Origin of the sequence: Klebsiella sp. I138, from assembly GCF_051131765.1 — a bacterium.
GTDB lineage: Bacteria > Pseudomonadota > Gammaproteobacteria > Enterobacterales > Enterobacteriaceae > Klebsiella.
The window spans coordinates 945,634-963,875 of sequence record NZ_CP180447.1 but is presented as its reverse complement, the minus strand read 5'-3'; the positions used below and the strand labels follow the sequence as shown (position 1 = coordinate 963,875).

Genomic DNA, 18,242 nt, shown 5'->3' with positions numbered 1-18,242 from the left:
TAATTCGTAGTGCCTGGCGCTTAGCCGACGCTGTGTTCCAGACTGATAGCCAGCAATTTTTGCGCTTCGACGGCAAACTCCAGCGGCAGCTCTGAGAAGACGTCTTTACAGAAGCCGTTGACGATCATTGAAATAGCATTGTCTTCGCTGATGCCGCGCTGCAGGCAGTAGAACAGCTGGTCTTCACCGATCCGCGAGGTGGTGGCTTCATGTTCCAGCTGTGCAGTGTCGTTGCGGCATTCCACATACGGAAAAGTATGCGCGCCGCAGTCCGGTCCAATCAGCATCGAGTCACATTGAGTGAAATTTCGCGCGTTGGTGGCCGTCGGCATAATTTTGACCAGCCCGCGGTAGCTGTTCTGGCTTTTCCCGGCGGAGATCCCTTTCGAAATAATTGTCGAACGGGTATTTTTGCCGATATGAATCATCTTGGTACCGGTGTCGGCCTGCTGGTGTCCGCTGGTCAGCGCCACGGAGAAAAATTCGCCGATCGAGTTATCGCCGCGCAGAATACAGCTCGGATACTTCCAGGTGATAGCGGAGCCCGTCTCTGACTGGGTCCACGACATCTTGCTGTTCTCGCCTTCACACAGCGCACGTTTGGTGACGAAGTTCAAAATCCCGCCGGTGTTGTTGTCTCCGGGGAACCAGTTCTGCACCGTGGAATATTTCACCTCGGCGTCTTTGTGAATAATCACCTCGACCACCGCCGCGTGTAGCTGATAGCTATCGCGTACCGGGGCGGAACATCCTTCGATATAGCTGACGTAGCTGCCTTCATCGGCCACCAGAATAGTGCGCTCGAACTGGCCAGTTTTTTCCGCGTTAATACGAAAATAGGTCGACAGCTCCATCGGGCAACGCACGCCTTTTGGGACATAGATAAAGGTGCCATCAGAGGCTACCGCTGCGTTCAGCGCGGCAAAAAAGTTGTCATTACCCGGCACCACGGTACCGAGATATTGCTTCACCAGATCCGGGTGGTCGTGGATTGCCTCGCCAAACGAACAGAAGATAATCCCCTGCTCCGCCAGCTTCTCCCGATAGGTTGTCGCCACCGAAACGGAGTCGAAAATCGCGTCGACCGCCACCTCACGCCCTTCGCGCACCGGGACGCCCAGCAGATTAAAAGCCTCTTCGACTTCCTCAGTCAGATAGGCGCCAGGACCGGTTTGCTGTACCGCACCTGGCTCTGACGCGCAGGTGTCATCGCAGTTACCGCAGGAGGGTGCCGAGTAGTAGCTGTAATCCTGGTAGTCCAGTTTGTCGTAGTGCGCTTTCAGCCAGTGCGGCTCTTCCATCTCCAGCCAGGCGTTAAACGCGTTTAGCCGGAACTCAAGCATCCACTCGGGCTCATTGCGGCGGGCGGAAATGGCGCGCACCACCTCTTCGTTAATGCCTTTTGCCAGCTCATCGGTCTTTAAGCGGGTAAAAAAGCCTTCTTTATAGTTGAGCGGCCCGTCGGACCAGGTTTTGACATCGTCAGTTGCTTCAGTATTACGAGACATAGTTACTCCGCCTGAACCCCAAAGCTTTCACCGCAGCCACATTCATGCTGCGCTTTCGGGTTATGAAACTTAAAGATTTCATTTAATCCTTCCCGAACATAATCCAGCTCTGTGCCATCGATAAACGGCATAGCCTGTAGCGGCGCCCACAGTCTGGCCCCGTCGCGTTCGAACAGCAGGTCGTCTTCCGCAGGCTCGGCAATCAGCTCAAGGACGTAAGCAAAGCCGGCGCAACCGCTGGTTTTGACACCCAGACGCAACCCCTGCTTATCGGGCTGCTGGCTCACCAGGTGACAAATATGGGCGGCCGCGGCGGGAGTCATCATCAGACCACGCCAGTTAAAATCGTCGGGATTGAAGGTTCCTGCATTTAATTCCATCGCTCTACCTCATTGGTTAGCGCCATCAGGGCATACGGCCATGTTAATGATAACGATTATCACTTCAACCCAGCCGGAGAAGGGGTATTTCCTTCTCAGGCCCTTTTATCTCGCTTTTTATAAGCATAGACCCTCGCCTGCAGGTTATCAGGTGACTATTTTGTAATTTAATATATTGATAAATAATAAGTTATTTAGCGTTTTTCGCGGAGAGAGCAGGCAATGGGAAAGGTGTATCGGAAATACCTATTTTTGAAATCGAAAACAGTCCATTCAGCAGATTAGCACTAATAGTAAAATCAACAGCTTGTTCTGCGTACAGCCCCCGCGACAAGCTCACCTTTGCCTTAATCAATCAGAACAATCTATAAGCATCCTTCTGGATGGCTATTTGTTATCCGGGAAAGCGAATGGCTTATCATGCTAAATTCGGATAAAAACCAGGAATAAAGGTTTTTTCTCTACCGGTAAATTGATGTACAATTCCTGCTTAAATTTCCTACAGTTTTCGGCTCGTCGTCGGAGGCGCTGCTTACCTGGAGTTTTGCCGTACAGGATGATTGATATCAGTATTATGTCGATGTGCATGGTGGTACTGCTGGTGATGAGCGTACTGCTGAACTAAACCAGTCAGAATTCTGCTTCCCGCAACGGAACTTCACATTCGTTATGAAATGAGGAGTTTTGGAGGATTCGCCCTCCACGGGATTGTTCGTGAAATGCGTTGCCTCTAAGATTTCAGCCACATTCCAAAGAGGTAACGAAGATGAAAGGAACAATCATTGCTCTGTTAGCCACCGTTTCAATTGCAGCGGCCAGCGCATTTGCGGCAGATAAAACCGACACCCCTGCTCCCGCAGGTAATTATGCCGGACAGCCCCTGATGGATATGCCTCAGGGACGTGGCCCGATGCCCATGCCTTTACCGCCATTCCCACCGAGAAAGCCGGTATTATTCTCTGCAACGGTTGCCACCGATAACCCCGCTGAGACTATTAACAAACTGACCACGCTGATCCCGACAGGTACCGCCAAACATTATGAAGTGCGCGTGGAGGTTGTCCCGGTTCCCGATATGCCCTGAGCCATCCCTGAGTCATCCTGGTTTCATTTTCCAGCTGACGCCTGCGGCATAAAAAAAGCTGCCAGTTCGCATGGCAGCTTTTATTTGGCGTCTGATTTCGTGCTGAACGTCTATATCCTCATCACCGCCGGCGATGAGGCCGCATGAATGATGACGGTATATTAACTTTTAATCTTTCTGTAGATAAACAGTACGACTAATGCACCTATTACCGCCACGACAAAGCTGCCGAAATTAAATCCATCGACCTTGCCGAAGCCAAAGAACGTACTGATCCAACCACCTACAACCGCACCAATGACCCCCAGAACGATAGTGACGATAAAACCGCCGCCGTCTTTGCCTGGCATAATCCACTTAGCCAAAATACCGGCAATAAGACCAAAAATGATCCAGGAAATGATACCCATAGTTAACTCCGTCCTCTATGTTACTCGCAAGTGTATCGTTCTTAAATAGTAGCATAAATAGCGTGAATGATTCATGAATTATATTTTTACCGCGGATGACTTGCTGCTTAAGCCATCATAGTCTACATATCATGGTGTCGGTTCTAATGCGAAAAGGAGTTAAAGATGGGGTATTACGTAATTAAAAAGTCTGAGAAAAGCGTTTCCCAACCGTGGTATTTCCTGTTAAAGGCGGATAATCACGAAACTATCGCCACCAGCGAAATGTATTCCTCCAAAGAAGCGGCAAAAAAAGGAATTGCCTCCGTGCAGAAGAATGGCCCCAGCGAAACGATTAAGGATGAAACGCAATAAATATGCTGAATATAAAGGGGAAGTATTTCCCCCTTATATTTGAATGAGAAAAACCTTAGTCAGTTGCGGCTATCTCAGACCACCGCCGTAGTCAGGCGAGAGGAACAGCACAAGCGGCCCTGCTCATCGGAGATTTCGATCTGCCACACCTGGTGGCGTGACCCGACATGCAAGGCTTTACAGACGCCGCGAACCCGGCCACCACGTACCGAGCGAATGTGGTTGGCATTCACCTCCAGGCCAACCACCTTCTGCTCACCTTCGCTGCACAAATAGCCGGCCACCGAGCCCAGCGTTTCCGCCAGTACCACGGATGCTCCGCCGTGCAGCAGACCAAACGGCTGATGCGTTCGGCTATCCACTGGCATGGTGGCCTCGATGGTGTCGTGGGTAAAGACATCAAATTGAATATCCAACAGCCCGACCATATTGCCTTCGCCCATGCGGTTAAGCTGTTCCAGCGTCGTCTGACGTTTCCAAATCATCCAATAATCTCCAGCAGCGCCTGCAGCGGATGACGAACCCCGCTGCCTTCAATACGCTTCACCTGACTCCGACAGGAATATCCGGTTACCAGGCAACGGTTGCGCGGTAAACGCTGAATAGCCTGTTGCCAGGAAAGCGCGTAGATATCCAGCGAATTGGCATGGTTTTTCACCTCATGACCGTAGGTCCCGGCCATGCCACAACAGCCCACGCTGACGTTTTCCAGCTTCGCGCCAAAGCGCGCAAAAATCTCCGCCCACTGCTTCGGCGCGGCGGGCAGCGCCGTCACTTCCGTACAGTGGCCAAACAGGTACCACGCTTCTCCGCCGCTCTCCTGTGTGCGAGTTTCCGGCAGCGCCTGTGGCAGCCACTCATGCACCAGCATCACGCGGAAATCACCCCGCTTGTCGCCCAGCACCTGGTTGTATTCGTCGCGATAGCACAGCACCAGCGCCGGATCGACCCCCACCATCGGCATGCCCAGCTGCGCCACGCGGTTGAGAAAATCGGCGGTTTTCTGCGCCGTGCGCGCAAAGCGTGACAGAAATCCTTTGATGTGCTGCGCCTTGCCATTAGGGGAGAACGGCAGCAGCACAGGCTGATAACCCACCTTTTCGACCAGGCGAACAAAATCGGCCACCACCTGCGCGTCGTAATAGCTGGTAAACGGATCCTGCACCACCAGCACCATGTTGGCTTTCTGCGCGGCGCTGAGCGCTTCGAGCTGCTCCAGGGTCATATTTGCCGAGCGATGCCCTACCATTCTCTGCTTCAGCGACGGCGTCGAGAGCAGCGGGAGATCCACCATTCCGATGTGCTTTTCTGACAGCTTGCGCATCCACGGCTGGTTAATGAAGAAGTTGAAGGTTTTCGGCGCCTGGGCCATCAGCGGTGCATAGGACTCCACCGTCGCCACCAGATGGTCGCGAACCGGGCGCAGATAGCGGCTGTGATAAAGCTGCAGGAAGCGCGAGCGGAACTCCGGGACGTCGATTTTAATCGGGCACTGGGTTGAACAGGCTTTACAGGCCAGGCAACCGGACATCGCCTCTTTGACCTCATGCGAGAAGTCATACTCGCCCTTGCGCGCGTGCCAGCTGTTGCGGGTCCGCTCTACCAGGGTACGCAGGCTGGCGCGTTTTCCCGGGAGATCGTGCTCCAGCTGATTCGGATCGACACCGCGGTCCGCCAGCAGGCGTAGCCACTCGCGCACCAGCGTCGCGCGCCCTTTTGGCGAGTGGATACGGTGGTTGCTGACCTTCATTGACGGACACATCGGGCTTTTAACATCAAAGTTAAAACACAGACCGTTGCCGTTGCACTCCATTGCACCGCGCCATGAGCTGCGCACCGCTATCGGGATCTGACGATCCCAGGTGCCGCGCTTCACGGCATCCACTTTCATCATCGGCGCGTCAACGCCTTCCGGCGGGCAGATTTTCCCTGGGTTGAGACGGTTTTGCGGGTCGAATGCCGCTTTGACTTTTCGCAGCTCACGATAAAGCTCTTCGCCAAAGAATGCCGGACTGTACTCGGCGCGGAAGCCCTTACCGTGCTCTCCCCACAGCAAACCGCCGTATTTCGCGGTCAGCGCCACGACGTCGTCGGAGATCTTTTTCATCAGCACTTCTTGCTGCGGATCGCACATATCCAGAGCCGGACGCACATGCAGCACGCCGGCATCCACGTGGCCAAACATGCCGTAGCTCAGGCCGTGGCTGTCCAGCAACGCACGAAATTCAACGATATAGTCGGCGAGATGTTCCGGCGGCACGCAGGTGTCTTCCGCAAAGGGAATCGGCTTGGCGGCGCCTTTAGCATTCCCCAGCAGCCCTACCGCTTTTTTACGCATCGCGTAGATGCGCTCAACGCCATCCAGCTCCTGACAAACCTGCCAGCCGATGACGCCGGCTTCGCTTGCGGCGATCAGCTCATCAAGGCGCTCGCACAGACTGGTCACCTGGCCGTCAATAAGCTCAGCGTCGTCGCCGGCAAATTCGACAATATTCAGCCCCAGCATCTCTTTATTCGGCACGTCGGTAATCAACTCGCTGACCGAATGCCAGACAATATCTTCACGTGCCAGGTTAAGCACTTTTGAATCAACGGTTTCGACCGACAGCGCCTTTGCGGCGACCATAAACGGCGCATTACGCAGCGCAGAATCAAATGAATCGTATTTGATATTCACCAGACGGCGGACCTTCGGCAGCCGGGTAATATCGAGACGCGCTTCGGTAATAAAGGCCAGCGTCCCTTCCGAACCGGTGAGAATACGGGTCAGATCGAACTCGCTCATCTCATCATTAAAGACGTGGCGCAGGTCGTACCCGGTCAGGAAGCGGTTCAGTTTTGGAAATTTATCGATAATAAGCTGACGTTGCGCTTTGCAACGCTGGAATACCGTACGGTAGATCCGCCCGATGGCCGACTGCTCGCGGCTCAGGGTCTCCGCCAGGGCAACGGGCATCGCCTGGGTATCGAGAATATCCCCGCCCATCAGCACCGAACGCACGCCCAGCACATGGTCCGAGGTTTTACCGTACACCAACGACCCCTGGCCGGATGCGTCGGTATTAATCATTCCGCCCAGCGTTGCGCGGTTACTGGTGGAAAGCTCCGGCGCAAAAAAGTAGCCGTACGGTTTAAGATACTGGTTCAGCTGATCTTTAATGACGCCCGCTTCGACGCGTACCCACCCTTCTTCCGGGTTGATTTCGAGTATGCGATTCATATAGCGGGACATATCAACGATGATTCCCGCATTAAGCGACTGGCCGTTGGTGCCGGTCCCGCCGCCGCGAGGAGTAAAGATCAGCGATTGAAAACGTTCTTCCGCGGCGAGTCGAGCCAGTAAGACGACATCCGCCGTCGAACGGGGAAATAAAATTGCATCCGGCAACAGCTGATAAACGCTGTTATCTGTTGCCATTGTTAGCCTGTCGGCATAGCTGGTGGCGGTATCGCCGGTAAATCCTTGTTGCTCCAGTACCTGCAAAAAAGTCAATACCAGTTGAACGACACCTGGTGCTTGAGAAATTTGTGGGATCATAATGCTTGACCCTGCCTGACTATGTTGTGTTGTAGAGATATCATCCTTCAGACTGCCTCTTGTTGGCGCATTTACTGCCGAATCCTTGCGTGAAACGAACCCTTACGGGCAACGCCACCACGTAAACGACGCCGGGCAAAGCGTTCCCGGACGTCAGGGTACTTGCACGCCGCCTCGATGCGTCCGGATGATTTTGTGTGTCGGTAACTAAACGATTGCGTGGCGCAGTCAACTTTTTATCACATTTTTTTCATATGCGCCCACGAGATTTATGTGCAAAATCAGGCCCGTGAAATTATTGATATTATTATCAGTATATGGATTTACGCGGCGTCAGCATTTTGACGCGACTGGAAAGGTAAAATTTCTCTATGATTAACGATCGCCAACCCCGGGATATACCGCAAATTCTGCTGTCGGTACTGTTCTTATCCCTGATAATTATCTCCTGCCTGTGGGTGGTGCAACCCTTTATTCTGTCCTTCGCCTGGGCAGGCACCGTGGTCATTGCCACCTGGCCGGTTCTGCTGCGCCTGCAGCGCATCTTATTCGGTAAGCGCGCCCTTGCCGTGCTGGTCATGACGGTATTGCTGTTTTTATTATTCGTTATTCCCATTGCGTTGCTGGTCAATAGCCTGGTCGATAACAGCGTGCCGTTGATAAAACTCATTTCCACCGGAAATGTCACGCTGCCAGATTTCGCCTGGCTCAATAGCGTTCCGCTGATCGGCGACAAGCTCTACGCGGCCTGGCACGGCCTGCTGGATATGGGTGGCGCAGCCATTATGGCTAAAATTCGGCCCTATATCGGTACCACCACCACCTGGTTCGTCGGCCAGGCGGCGCATATTGGCAAGCTGCTGGTCTATTGCGGCCTGATGTTGCTGTTCAGCGCGCTGCTGTACTGGCAGGGTGAGAAGGTCGCCTATGGATTCCGCTATTTTGCGACACGTCTGGCGGCAAAACGCGGCGATGCAGCGGTACTCCTGGCCGGCCAGGCAATCCGTGCCGTGGCGCTGGGCGTGGTGGTGACCGCGCTGGTTCAGGCAGTGCTGGGAGGAATTGGCCTGGCGATTACCGGCGTGCCTTACGCCGCGCTGCTGACCGTAGTCATGATTTTCACCTGTCTGGTGCAGCTGGGGCCTTTAATTGTCCTGATCCCCTCAATTATCTGGCTTTACTGGACCGGGGATACCACCTGGGGCACGGTGCTGCTGGTGTGGAGCTGCGTGGTGGGCACCATGGATAACGTTATCCGCCCGATGCTGATTCGCATGGGGGCCGATCTGCCGATGATTCTGATTCTCTCCGGCGTTATTGGTGGCCTGATCGCTTTCGGCATGATTGGCTTGTTCATCGGCCCGGTTCTGCTTGCCGTCTCCTGGCGCCTGTTTGATGCCTGGCTGCAGGAAGTTCCCCCGCCGCCGAAAGATCCCGATCAGGTTCTGGCGGAACTTGAAGCATTAAATGTCGGCAATATCAGCAGCCAAAAGTAAAACATCAGGGCGGGGAAACCCGCCTTAATCATAAGAAAAACTGATAAAAAAATTCCGCACCCTGCCTTTTTAACGCCCCTCTCATGCGATGCCAGCGACGTATTCTTCACACTCCTTTAACGATTGAGATGAATCTGATCGACGCAAAAAAAGGCTGTGTCTACTATTAGGGCACGGTTATAGATCAACACCTTGATTTATAAGCATGGAAATCCCCTGAGTGAAACAACGAATTGCTGTGTGTAGTCTTTGCCCATCTCCCACGATGGGCTTTTTTTTTGATTGTTCGCGTATGGCTGCCGTTTGTGTTGCCCCAGGCTCAATAACGTTGCCGGAAGCTACGATGCAGGTGGTTATCCGCGCACTTCACAGCGGCTCATCATCTGCCATTTCTGCGACAGCTCTCGCACCTCGCCGTAGACACTCACGGTTGCCGTCCCGCGAATGTCCGCAGACGACGCCCCAACCTGAAGCTCAAACTCACCGGGTTCGACAATGCGTTGCCCGTCACGGCGGGTAAAATTCAGCATATCGACCGGCAGGTAAAAGGTCAGCGTCGTGGTTTCTCCGGCGTCTATCGTCACCCGCTGAAACGCCTTAAGCTCCTGCAGTGGACGCACCATCGAAGCCACCTTATCCCTGACGTACAGCTGAACGACCTCACTGCCGCGACGTTCGCCGCTGTTGCGTACCGTCACCTGAAGCGCAATTTCCCCGTCGCACGCGACCTGTCGGGCCAGCAGCTCAGGTTGTCCGTACTCGAAGGTGGTCCAGCTTTGCCCGTAACCAAACGGGTAGCGTGAACCAAAGTGGAAGGCGAACGGCGTACCGCCGCTTTTCAATTTGTGGTTGTAGTAGTACGGCATCGCGCCCGCGCTTTTGGGGACGCTAACCACCAGGCGCCCCTGCGGCTCCTCGCGCCCGGTTAAGACATCGGCCACAGCCCATCCGCCCTCTTGCCCCGGAGCCCAGGCCATCAGCAGCGCCGCGATGCGGTCTTCCAGCCCCTGTAGGTTATAGGGCCGTCCGCCGGTCATGACCACAATCACCGGTTTTCCGGTTGCAACCAGCGCGTCAAGCAGCGCCTGCTGCACGCCCGGCAAATTCAGGCTATCGGTATCGGAACCCTCCCCGACGGTTCCGCTCTGAAACAGACCGGCCAGATCCCCTACGCAGGCGACGATCGCATCGCTCTCCAGCGCCACGTTTACCGCTTCAGGTATCAAACTCGTGTCGAACGAGACCGGCGATTCTTGCATCGGCTTGCCGCCACTGTCTCCGGGGAAGACCGGCGCCCCGGCCATCCGTCGTTCAATAATATGGCAGCCTTTGGCATAGCTCACCCGCGCTGCCCCCAGATAATGACGCAGCGCCGCAAGCGGCGTCGTCACCTGAGACACGTCGTCCACCATATCGCTGATAATCAGATGAACCGGGAAACTGTAGCCGCTGAGCAATGCCAGCGGGTCGTCGGCGGTTGGCCCTATCACCGCAATCCTGGGTTGCCCCTGGAGCGGCAGGATGCCGCGGTTTTCCAGCAGGGTCAGAGAGCGAGTCGCCACTTCTCGAGCGGCCTGACGTGCCGCTGGCGACTGTAGCGAAATGCCGTCGACATCGGTATAAGGCTGCTCGAATAAGCCCAGCCGGAACTTCTCCGTCAACGTCCGGGCGACAATTTCATCAATCTTCGCCATGGCGATTAAGCCCCGGTCCAGCGCCTCCTGCAGATGCCGGGCGCAATCATCTTTCGGCAGCTCCACATCAAGCCCTGCGTTAAAGGCCAGCGCAGCGGACTCCGCTGCATCATGTGCTATCCCATGGTGTTGATGCAGTAAACTGACCCCGCCGTAGTCAGCGACGATAATCCCGTCGAACCCCCACTGCTCACGCAAGACCGTCGTTAACAAAAAGCGGTCGCTGTGTCCGGGCTGATTATCGATATCGTGATAGGCCGGCATCACCGACCCCGCATTGGCCAGCTTTACCGCCATCTCAAACGGCAGCAGGAACGTATCGTTGAGTTCGCAAAAGCCAAGATGCACGGGGGCGTGATTGCGCGCCCCTTCGCTAAAGGAGTGGCCGACATAATGCTTCAGCGTCGCCAGCACATCGCGCTTTTCCCCCTGCAAGCCTTCGACGTATGCGCAGGCCATCACCCCCACCAGCCAGGGGTCTTCACCGAACGTCTCTTCGGTGCGTCCCCAGCGAACATCACGTGATACATCCAGGACCGGCGCCAGCCCCTGCTTGCAGCCGGTGGAACGGGCTTCTGCGCCGATTTCCCGCGCGGCCCGTGCCACCAGCTGCGGATCCCAGGTCGAGCCGTAATTAAGCGAGGAGGGAAACAGCGTCGCCTCTTTGCACAACAACCCAACGAGACACTCTTCGTGAAACAGCGCCGGGATCCCCAGCCGGGTCTCCTCCACCAGCGTCTTCTGTAGACGATTGGCTGCGCGTACGCCGCTCTGCGCCGAAACAATATGGGTGCCCAGCGGACGGGTTATCTGTCCGACACCGAGCTTTAAACGTTCGGCCAGGGAAGCCTGGGCGCTCACGCCGGCAAATTCATCGCTCATATCGCTGCGTTCCCGGTGTTCGCCATCCTCGGCGAGCACCAGCCAAAAAGCGTGCATCTGGGCAATCTTTTCCTCCACCGTCATGCGCGAGAGCAAATCGGCAACGCGTTCATGAATCGGGCGACGAGCATCCTGATAAATTAGGGTCATACCATTACTCCTGTAGGGCAGAATTCAGCGCCGGTTGCGCGGTAGCGGAGACGTTTGTTTCACGCCGACGGATAAGTTCACGGGCAATGCTGTCCGCCCTGGCGCTGTTCAACTGGTAGAACATCAGCAGGAGGGCCATCAGAATGAACAACGCGGCCGGAATCAGCGTAAACAACGTGTTAATGGTGCCCAGTACCGCCGCCGACTGTGTGGCCGCGTTCGGGATATAATCGACAAAACCAAGGATCCAGCCCACAACCGCGCCCCCAAGTGCCAGGCCAAACTTAATGGCGAATAAAGCCGTCGAGAACACCAGCCCGTCGAGACGGCGGCCACTGCGGTGTTCTTCGTAGTCCACCACGTCCGAAAACATCGTCCACTGGAGGGGAGTCGTCAGGTTCTGAATAAAGCTAAAGACGACGTTGAGTCCGAATATCAGCCAGATCTGGTTCGCCGGAATAAAGAAAATGGCAGCTGCAAATATGACAAACGTTATTATCGTCCATTGATATGCCCGTACCCGGTCAAATTTACCCAGCAGGCGTTCAGATAATAATGCCCCCAGCAGGGCGGCAATCATTCCTGACACAATAAAGGTAAACACCATATCCGGGCGCTGCATGACATATTTAACGTAATACATCGTTGCTGAGCCACGGGTCACAACCGCAGTTAACAGTAAAATATTAAAGATAAAAACGATCCGCCACTGGCTATTTCCAGCCAACAGTTTCAGGTCTTTTAATATCGACCCGGAAGCATCATTCTGTGGGGTATAGCGCTCCCGTGTGAGGAAGAAGCAGCTAAAGAAAAGGACGATGCCGAGGATCCCCATCAGGCTCATGGCATAAAAATAGCCTTTTTGCGGATTGCCGCCACCCAGATGGGCCACCAGCGGCAGCGCAATGACGGTCACAATCAGGCCGCCAATAAACGACAGCGCGAAGCGCCACGATTGTAGGGAATGCCGTTCGTGCGGGTCCATCGTCAGCGCGCCGGGCATCGCGCAGTAAGGCACGTTAATTGCCGAATAAATAAAGCTCAGAATCGTGTAGGTTACGCAGGCATAGATAATTTTCCCCGTTTCCCCCACGTCAGGAACGTAGAAGGTAATGATACAGCTGACGCCGAAGGGAATAGCGAACCACAGCAGCCAGGGACGAAAACGTCCATGACGGGTTTGGGTACGATCCACCAGTGCCCCAATACAGGGATCGACAACCGCATCGATGACCCGCACGACTAAAAACATGGTTCCCATTATCGCAGCCGGCAGCCCAAATACATCGGTATAAAAATAGGCCAGAAACAGCGTCGCGGTTTGCCATACCAGCGCACTGGCCATATCGCCAAGGCCGTAGCCAATTTTATTTTTGGTAGTCAGTACAGAGGAAAGAGTCATTATTATCCTTACACGCGAGGCAGCGTTTTTCACTAAGTCGTTAGTATGAGAATCCGATGACGCGGTGTAAGTATTAAAAATACCCGGGAAAGCAACAATTGTAGAAATTCACTGCGGGATTACGATATTTTGTTTTTTTCCTGTTTATGTGATTGACTGCAAATAAGCGGTGGTGGGGACTGAAAATAAAAAATCCCCGCCATTACTGACGGGGATCGAGGGGTATTCGCTGAGGACTTATTTGTTCAGTTCAGCCAGGCCAAGCCAGGTTTGCACCACGGTATCCGGATTCAGGGACAGGCTGTCAATCCCCTCCTCCATCAGCCACGCGGCAAAATCTTCATGGTCAGACGGACCCTGGCCGCAGATACCGACATATTTACCCTGCTTTTTCGCCGCGCGAATCGCCATCGACAGCAGCGCTTTCACCGCCTCGTTACGTTCGTCAAACAGCTCAGAGACCACGCCGGAATCGCGGTCCAGACCAAGCGCCAGCTGCGTCATATCATTCGAACCGATAGAGAAACCGTCAAAGTACTCGAGGAACTGTTCAGCCAGCAGCGCATTCGACGGAATTTCGCACATCATAATGATTTTCAGGCCGTTCTCGCCGCGCTTGAGGCCCTGCCGTGCCAGCTCTTCCACTACCGCTTTCGCCTGAGCGACGGTACGTACGAAAGGCACCATGATTTCGACGTTGCTCAGGCCCATATCGTTACGTACGCGCTTCACTGCTTCGCACTCCAGCGCAAAACAATCGCGGAAGCTGTCGGAAACATAGCGACCGGCGCCACGGAAGCCGAGCATCGGGTTCTCTTCTTCCGGCTCATAACGCTCGCCGCCCACCAGGTTGGCGTATTCGTTAGATTTAAAGTCGGACAGACGCACAATCACCCGCTTCGGATAGAACGCCGCGCCGAGGGTGGCGATCCCTTCGGTCAGGCGACCAACGTAGAACTCTTTCGGCGAATCGTAGCCTTTCATCAATTCGCGGATTTCGTTCTGCAACGTAGGCTCCTGGTCGTCAAACTCCAGCAGCGCACGCGGGTGGACGCCAATCATGCGGTTGATAATAAACTCCAGACGCGCCAGGCCAACGCCTTCGTTCGGCAGACAGGCGAAGTCAAATGCGCGATCCGGGTTACCGACGTTCATCATGATTTTCAGCGGCAGGTCCGGCATTTCACCCACGCTTGAGCTCTTAATGCTGAAGTCGAGCAGCTCGGCGTAGACGTAGCCGGTATCGCCTTCGGCACAGGAAACGGTCACGTTCTGGTTTTCCTGGATGCGATCGGTCGCGTCACCGCAGCCTACTACCGCCGGGATCCCCAGCTCGCGGGCAATAATCGCCGCGTGGCAGGTACGTCCGCCGCGGTTGGTCACGATTGCCGAGGCTTTCTTCATGATCGGTTCCCAGTCCGGGTCGGTCATGTCGGTCACCAGGACGTCACCCGGCTCGATACGGTTCATTTCACTAATATCGTGAATCACTTTTACCGGACCGGCACCGATGCGATGGCCGATTGCGCGGCCTTCGGCCACAATCTGCCCTTGCGCATGCAGGGTATAGCGCTCCATCACCTGGCCACGCGAGCGGACGGTTTCCGGACGCGCCTGGACGATGAACAGCTCGCCGGTGTGACCGTCTTTAGCCCATTCGATATCCATCGGACGGCCGTAATGCTTCTCGATCTGCACCGCCTGCTTCGCCAGCTCCTGCACTTCCTCGTCGGTTAACGAGAAAATATCGCGCTGCGCCTGCGGCACATCTTCGATACGCACCTGCTTACCATGCTCCTGAGTCGGGGCATAAATCATGCGGATCTTTTTCGATCCCATCGTACGCCGCACAATGGCCGGACGACCGGCCGCCAGCGTCGGCTTATGGACGTAGAATTCATCCGGGTTTACCGCACCCTGCACAACCATTTCGCCGAGACCCCAGGCGGAAGTAATAAATACCACCTGGTCAAAGCCGGACTCGGTATCAATGGAGAACATGACGCCGGATGAGGCGAGGTCGGAACGCACCATCCGTTGTACCCCGGCGGACAACGCCACGCCGCGATGGTCGTAACCCTGATGCACGCGATAGGAGATCGCGCGATCGTTAAACAGCGAAGCAAAAACATGCTTCACGGCGACGAGCACGGCATCGAAGCCCTGCACGTTAAGAAATGTCTCTTGCTGCCCGGCGAAGGAGGCATCCGGCATGTCTTCCGCCGTGGCGGATGAACGCACGGCAAAAGAGGCTTCGGCATTATCCGCGGACAGCTGTCTATAGGCATCACGAATAGCCTCTTCCAGTTCACTCTGGAACGGCGTATCAATGATCCACTGACGGATCCGGGCGCCCGCTTTCGCTAATGCGGAAACGTCATCAATGTCGGTTTCATCCAGCAGTTCATAAATGCGCTGGTTAACACCGCTTTGGTCCAGGAACTGATTGAAGGCATCAGCGGTGGTGGCAAACCCGTTCGGTACGGAAACACCCATACCGGACAGATTCGTAATCATTTCACCAAGGGAGGCATTTTTGCCCCCAACTCTGTCTACATCATTCATGCCGAGTTGGTTATACCAAAGCACCAGCGGTGACGAGCCATTGTTGGACATCGAGACAATCCTTTTGTGATTTAATACCAGTGATAAAAAACTCACGATCAACTACGGGATTTATCCTGACATATTTATGCGGCTGAAAAAAACGGTGAATCGTTCAAGCAAATTATTTTTCCTTTTTTAGGATACTTTTCCCAATATAGCTAACTCAATGATTCTGCTGAAATCTGCTGCAATAAGATACAAAATACAGGCAAAACAAGAAACTGAACCAGCCTTTTCATTAAAAATAAAAATACCGTTTCATTTTTTAAAGTGAGACAAAGCCTAAAGGGATATGCTTAAATTTAATATCTCCTTTCAGGTAATTAAACTCATTATACCGGATGGTCAAAATGGAAAGTGCTGTAGATCGCCACGTATTTTATATTTCCGACGGTACCGCCATTACGGCCGAAGTGCTGGGGCATGCGGTGATGTCGCAATTTCCGGTTGCCATCAGCAGTTTTACGCTGCCGTTTGTCGAAAATATCAGTCGTGCGCGGGCAGTAAAGGAACAAATTGACGCCATCTTTCAGCAGACCGGCATCCGGCCGCTGGTTTTCTACTCCATCGTTATCCCTGAAATTCGCGACATTATTTTGCAGAGTGAAGGGTTTTGTCAGGATATCGTGCAGGCTCTGGTGGCACCGCTTCAGCAGGAACTGCGGCTCGACCCCACGCCGATCGCTCACCGGACCCACGGCCTGACTCCGGGCAACCTGAACAAGTACGATGCGCGCATCGCGGCTATTGATTACACCCTCGCTCATGACGACGGTATCTCGCTGCGGAATCTCGATCAGGCCCAGGTCATCCTGCTGGGCGTCTCGCGCTGCGGTAAAACCCCCACCAGTCTGTACCTGGCGATGCAGTACGGGATCCGTGCGGCGAACTATCCGTTTATCGCCGACGATATGGACAATTTGATTCTTCCGGCTTCGCTCAAACCCTTACAGCATAAGTTGTTCGGTTTAACCATTAACCCGGAACGGCTGGCGGCGATCCGCGAAGAACGTCGTGAAAACAGTCGCTATGCGTCAATGCGTCAGTGTCGAATGGAAGTGACTGAGGTGGAAGCCCTGTATCGCAAGAATAAAATTCCCTGCCTGAATAGCACTAATTATTCGGTTGAAGAAATTGCGACTAAAATCATGGACATCATGGGGCTGAATCGAAGAATGTACTAATGAACTAGTGCATTGGAGAAAATTTGTTTATGCTATCGCTCGTGGCCTATACAGGATCATGACCTGCTCTTGCAATAAGCAGAGATTGGTTTATCGTGATGCGCATCACTTCCCGGCATTTTCGCTGCGGAAGAAACAGATTTTTTTGAGACTCCAATGAATAAAACAGACGAATTGCGTACCGCGCGCATTGAAAGCCTGGTGACGCCCGCGGAACTGGCACAGCGGCATCCCGTGTCTGCCGACGTTGCGGCGCACGTAGCCGCCTCCCGCCGCCGAATTGAAAAGATCCTTAACGGTGAAGATCGCCGCCTGCTGGTGATCATCGGTCCGTGTTCCATTCACGATACCGACGCGGCGATGGACTACGCGCGCCGCCTGCAGGGTATGCGCGAGCGCTACCAGCCGCAGCTGGAAATCGTTATGCGCACCTACTTTGAAAAACCGCGTACCGTTGTTGGCTGGAAGGGGTTGATTTCCGATCCCGACCTTAACGGCAGCTATCGGGTAAATCACGGTATTGAGCTGGCACGCCAGCTGCTGCTGCAGGTTAACGAGCTCGGCGTCCCTACCGCCACGGAGTTTCTCGATATGGTGACCGGACAGTTTATTGCCGACCTGATTAGCTGGGGCGCTATCGGTGCACGCACGACCGAAAGCCAAATCCACCGGGAAATGGCCTCCGCACTCTCCTGTCCGGTTGGCTTCAAAAACGGCACCGATGGCAACACCCGTATCGCCGTTGACGCCATTCGCGCGTCCCGCGCCAGCCACATGTTCCTGTCGCCTGATAAGCAAGGACAGATGACTATCTATCAGACCAGCGGCAATCCGTACGGGCATATCATCATGCGCGGCGGTAAACGGCCAAATTATCACGCCGATGATCTGGCTGCCGCCTGCGATGCCCTGCGCGAGTTTGACCTGCCGGAACAGCTGGTGGTTGATTTCAGCCACGGTAACTGCCAGAAGCAGCACCGTCGTCAGCTGGAGGTATGCGCCGATATCTGCCAGCAGATCCGCGCAGGCTCCACGTCAATTGCCGGTATTATGGCCGAAAGCTTCCTGCTTGAAGGCACGCAGAAGGTCGTAGCCGGCCAGCCGCTGACCCGCGGACAGTCCATTACCGACCCTTGCCTGAGTTGGGAAGATAGCGAGCGTCTGCTGGCCGAGCTGGCTGCGGCAACCGCCACCCGCCTGTAATCCCCGTCCCCGCCACGCCGTGGTGGGGCTGTTTCTCTACCCGTCCGGCGTAGCCCCCCCCCCAATAATAGCGTTTTCATAAATAACGCTTGCCGTGAAAATTAACATTACTGATAATGATTATCATTGTTGCTTTTATTTTTATTTTGGTGCTATGACGCGAATGGATAACACTGCCACAGCAGAAAAAACAAAAGACAATGCCCCTTACCCTGTTCCTACGGATCGAATCATTAACAGCCGCACGCTACTCGGCGCTGAAGGCCGGGTCGTGATTGAACATGGCGGCCAGCGCTATTTGCTGCGCCAGACCCATGCCGGAAAACTTATTCTGACCAAATAGGCCTTCT

General features: G+C 54.4%; 14 protein-coding genes and 1 other RNA gene. 7 read left to right on the top strand and 8 right to left on the bottom strand.

Going from position 1 to position 18,242, the window contains the following annotated elements:
* Positions 1 to 20: 20 nt before the first annotated feature.
* Both sufB and sufA read right to left on the bottom strand, forming a co-directional pair.
* Positions 21 to 1,508 carry a Fe-S cluster assembly protein SufB gene (sufB, locus tag ACMYSK_RS04420; RefSeq protein WP_434640523.1) on the bottom strand — a complete coding sequence of 496 codons (1,488 nt, stop codon included), beginning with the start codon at positions 1,506 to 1,508 and terminating at the stop codon, positions 21 to 23.
* A 2-nt stretch (positions 1,509 to 1,510) separates the two neighbouring features.
* Positions 1,511 to 1,888: a Fe-S cluster assembly scaffold SufA gene (gene sufA / locus ACMYSK_RS04415; RefSeq protein ID WP_434640521.1), complete on the bottom strand. Its 378-nt coding sequence runs from the start codon at positions 1,886 to 1,888 to the stop codon at positions 1,511 to 1,513.
* Between the two features lie 766 nt (positions 1,889 to 2,654).
* Here sufA and ACMYSK_RS04410 point away from each other — a divergent pair.
* Entirely contained in the window at positions 2,655 to 2,972 is a 318-nt protein-coding gene (locus ACMYSK_RS04410; protein ID WP_434640519.1) for a hypothetical protein, read from the top strand.
* Positions 2,973 to 3,133: 161 nt separating this feature from the next.
* Here the strand turns inward: ACMYSK_RS04410 and ACMYSK_RS04405 are convergent, their stop codons facing one another.
* The gene (locus ACMYSK_RS04405; RefSeq protein ID WP_004863295.1) at positions 3,134 to 3,382 is read right to left on the bottom strand and encodes a GlsB/YeaQ/YmgE family stress response membrane protein; all 249 of its coding nucleotides are present in this window, start codon (positions 3,380 to 3,382) and stop codon (positions 3,134 to 3,136) included.
* Between the two features lie 165 nt (positions 3,383 to 3,547).
* Here ACMYSK_RS04405 and ACMYSK_RS04400 point away from each other — a divergent pair, with 165 nt between their 5' ends.
* Entirely contained in the window at positions 3,548 to 3,736 is a 189-nt protein-coding gene (locus tag ACMYSK_RS04400) for a YegP family protein (protein ID WP_004863298.1), read from the top strand.
* 74 nt (positions 3,737 to 3,810) lie between these two features.
* Here the strand turns inward: ACMYSK_RS04400 and menI are convergent, their stop codons facing one another.
* Together menI and ydiJ are read right to left on the bottom strand one after the other, a co-directional pair.
* Positions 3,811 to 4,221, bottom strand: a complete 411-nt coding sequence (menI, locus tag ACMYSK_RS04395; protein WP_434640517.1) for a 1,4-dihydroxy-2-naphthoyl-CoA hydrolase — start codon at positions 4,219 to 4,221, stop codon at positions 3,811 to 3,813.
* Positions 4,218 to 7,274, bottom strand: a complete 3,057-nt coding sequence (gene ydiJ, locus ACMYSK_RS04390) for a D-2-hydroxyglutarate dehydrogenase YdiJ (RefSeq protein WP_434640515.1) — start codon at positions 7,272 to 7,274, stop codon at positions 4,218 to 4,220. The genes menI and ydiJ overlap by 4 nt, the downstream gene beginning before the upstream one ends.
* Positions 7,275 to 7,645: 371 nt before the next feature.
* On the opposite strand from ydiJ, the gene ydiK reads away from it, so the two are divergent.
* Both ydiK and rprA read left to right on the top strand, forming a co-directional pair.
* Positions 7,646 to 8,770: an AI-2E family transporter YdiK gene (gene ydiK / locus ACMYSK_RS04385; RefSeq protein ID WP_434640513.1), complete on the top strand. Its 1,125-nt coding sequence runs from the start codon at positions 7,646 to 7,648 to the stop codon at positions 8,768 to 8,770.
* A gap of 173 nt (positions 8,771 to 8,943) precedes the next feature.
* An RNA gene (rprA, locus tag ACMYSK_RS04380) (antisense sRNA RprA) lies at positions 8,944 to 9,051 on the top strand.
* Positions 9,052 to 9,123: 72 nt separating this feature from the next.
* Here rprA and ACMYSK_RS04375 read toward each other — a convergent pair.
* From ACMYSK_RS04375 to ppsA, 3 genes are all read right to left on the bottom strand, one after another.
* On the bottom strand, positions 9,124 to 11,496 hold the full coding sequence (locus ACMYSK_RS04375) for a glycoside hydrolase family 3 N-terminal domain-containing protein (RefSeq protein WP_434640511.1): 2,373 nt from the start codon (positions 11,494 to 11,496) through the stop codon (positions 9,124 to 9,126).
* A gap of 4 nt (positions 11,497 to 11,500) precedes the next feature.
* Positions 11,501 to 12,898: an MFS transporter gene (locus ACMYSK_RS04370; RefSeq protein ID WP_434640509.1), complete on the bottom strand. Its 1,398-nt coding sequence runs from the start codon at positions 12,896 to 12,898 to the stop codon at positions 11,501 to 11,503.
* Positions 12,899 to 13,135: 237 nt separating this feature from the next.
* Positions 13,136 to 15,514 carry a phosphoenolpyruvate synthase gene (gene ppsA, locus ACMYSK_RS04365; protein WP_434640508.1) on the bottom strand — a complete coding sequence of 793 codons (2,379 nt, stop codon included), beginning with the start codon at positions 15,512 to 15,514 and terminating at the stop codon, positions 13,136 to 13,138.
* 341 nt (positions 15,515 to 15,855) lie between these two features.
* Between ppsA and ppsR the strand changes: the two genes are divergently transcribed.
* The 3 genes from ppsR to hemP all read left to right on the top strand — a co-directional run bounded on the left by ppsR (position 15,856) and on the right by hemP (position 18,235).
* Positions 15,856 to 16,689 carry a posphoenolpyruvate synthetase regulatory kinase/phosphorylase PpsR gene (gene ppsR, locus ACMYSK_RS04360; RefSeq protein ID WP_434640506.1) on the top strand — a complete coding sequence of 278 codons (834 nt, stop codon included), beginning with the start codon at positions 15,856 to 15,858 and terminating at the stop codon, positions 16,687 to 16,689.
* Between the two features lie 156 nt (positions 16,690 to 16,845).
* The gene (gene aroH / locus ACMYSK_RS04355; protein WP_434640504.1) at positions 16,846 to 17,892 is read left to right on the top strand and encodes a 3-deoxy-7-phosphoheptulonate synthase AroH; all 1,047 of its coding nucleotides are present in this window, start codon (positions 16,846 to 16,848) and stop codon (positions 17,890 to 17,892) included.
* A gap of 163 nt (positions 17,893 to 18,055) precedes the next feature.
* On the top strand, positions 18,056 to 18,235 hold the full coding sequence (gene hemP, locus ACMYSK_RS04350) for a hemin uptake protein HemP (protein ID WP_434643845.1): 180 nt from the start codon (positions 18,056 to 18,058) through the stop codon (positions 18,233 to 18,235).
* Positions 18,236 to 18,242: the final 7 nt, after the last annotated feature.

Bases quoted from the DNA above. Each gene is read 5' to 3' on its own strand.
- sufA (WP_434640521.1), bottom strand. From the start codon at position 1,888: ATGGAATTAAATGCAGGAACCTTCAATCCCGACGATTTTAACTGGCGT.
- ACMYSK_RS04400 (WP_004863298.1), top strand. From the start codon at position 3,548: ATGGGGTATTACGTAATTAAAAAGTCTGAGAAAAGCGTTTCCCAACCG.
- sufB (WP_434640523.1), bottom strand. From the start codon at position 1,508: ATGTCTCGTAATACTGAAGCAACTGACGATGTCAAAACCTGGTCCGAC.
- ACMYSK_RS04375 (WP_434640511.1), bottom strand. From the start codon at position 11,496: ATGACCCTAATTTATCAGGATGCTCGTCGCCCGATTCATGAACGCGTT.
- aroH (WP_434640504.1), top strand. From the start codon at position 16,846: ATGAATAAAACAGACGAATTGCGTACCGCGCGCATTGAAAGCCTGGTG.
- menI (WP_434640517.1), bottom strand. From the start codon at position 4,221: ATGATTTGGAAACGTCAGACGACGCTGGAACAGCTTAACCGCATGGGC.
- ydiK (WP_434640513.1), top strand. From the start codon at position 7,646: ATGATTAACGATCGCCAACCCCGGGATATACCGCAAATTCTGCTGTCG.
- ppsA (WP_434640508.1), bottom strand. From the start codon at position 15,514: ATGTCCAACAATGGCTCGTCACCGCTGGTGCTTTGGTATAACCAACTC.
- ACMYSK_RS04410 (WP_434640519.1), top strand. From the start codon at position 2,655: ATGAAAGGAACAATCATTGCTCTGTTAGCCACCGTTTCAATTGCAGCG.
- hemP (WP_434643845.1), top strand. From the start codon at position 18,056: ATGGATAACACTGCCACAGCAGAAAAAACAAAAGACAATGCCCCTTAC.
- ppsR (WP_434640506.1), top strand. From the start codon at position 15,856: ATGGAAAGTGCTGTAGATCGCCACGTATTTTATATTTCCGACGGTACC.
- ACMYSK_RS04405 (WP_004863295.1), bottom strand. From the start codon at position 3,382: ATGGGTATCATTTCCTGGATCATTTTTGGTCTTATTGCCGGTATTTTG.
- ydiJ (WP_434640515.1), bottom strand. From the start codon at position 7,274: ATGATCCCACAAATTTCTCAAGCACCAGGTGTCGTTCAACTGGTATTG.
- ACMYSK_RS04370 (WP_434640509.1), bottom strand. From the start codon at position 12,898: ATGACTCTTTCCTCTGTACTGACTACCAAAAATAAAATTGGCTACGGC.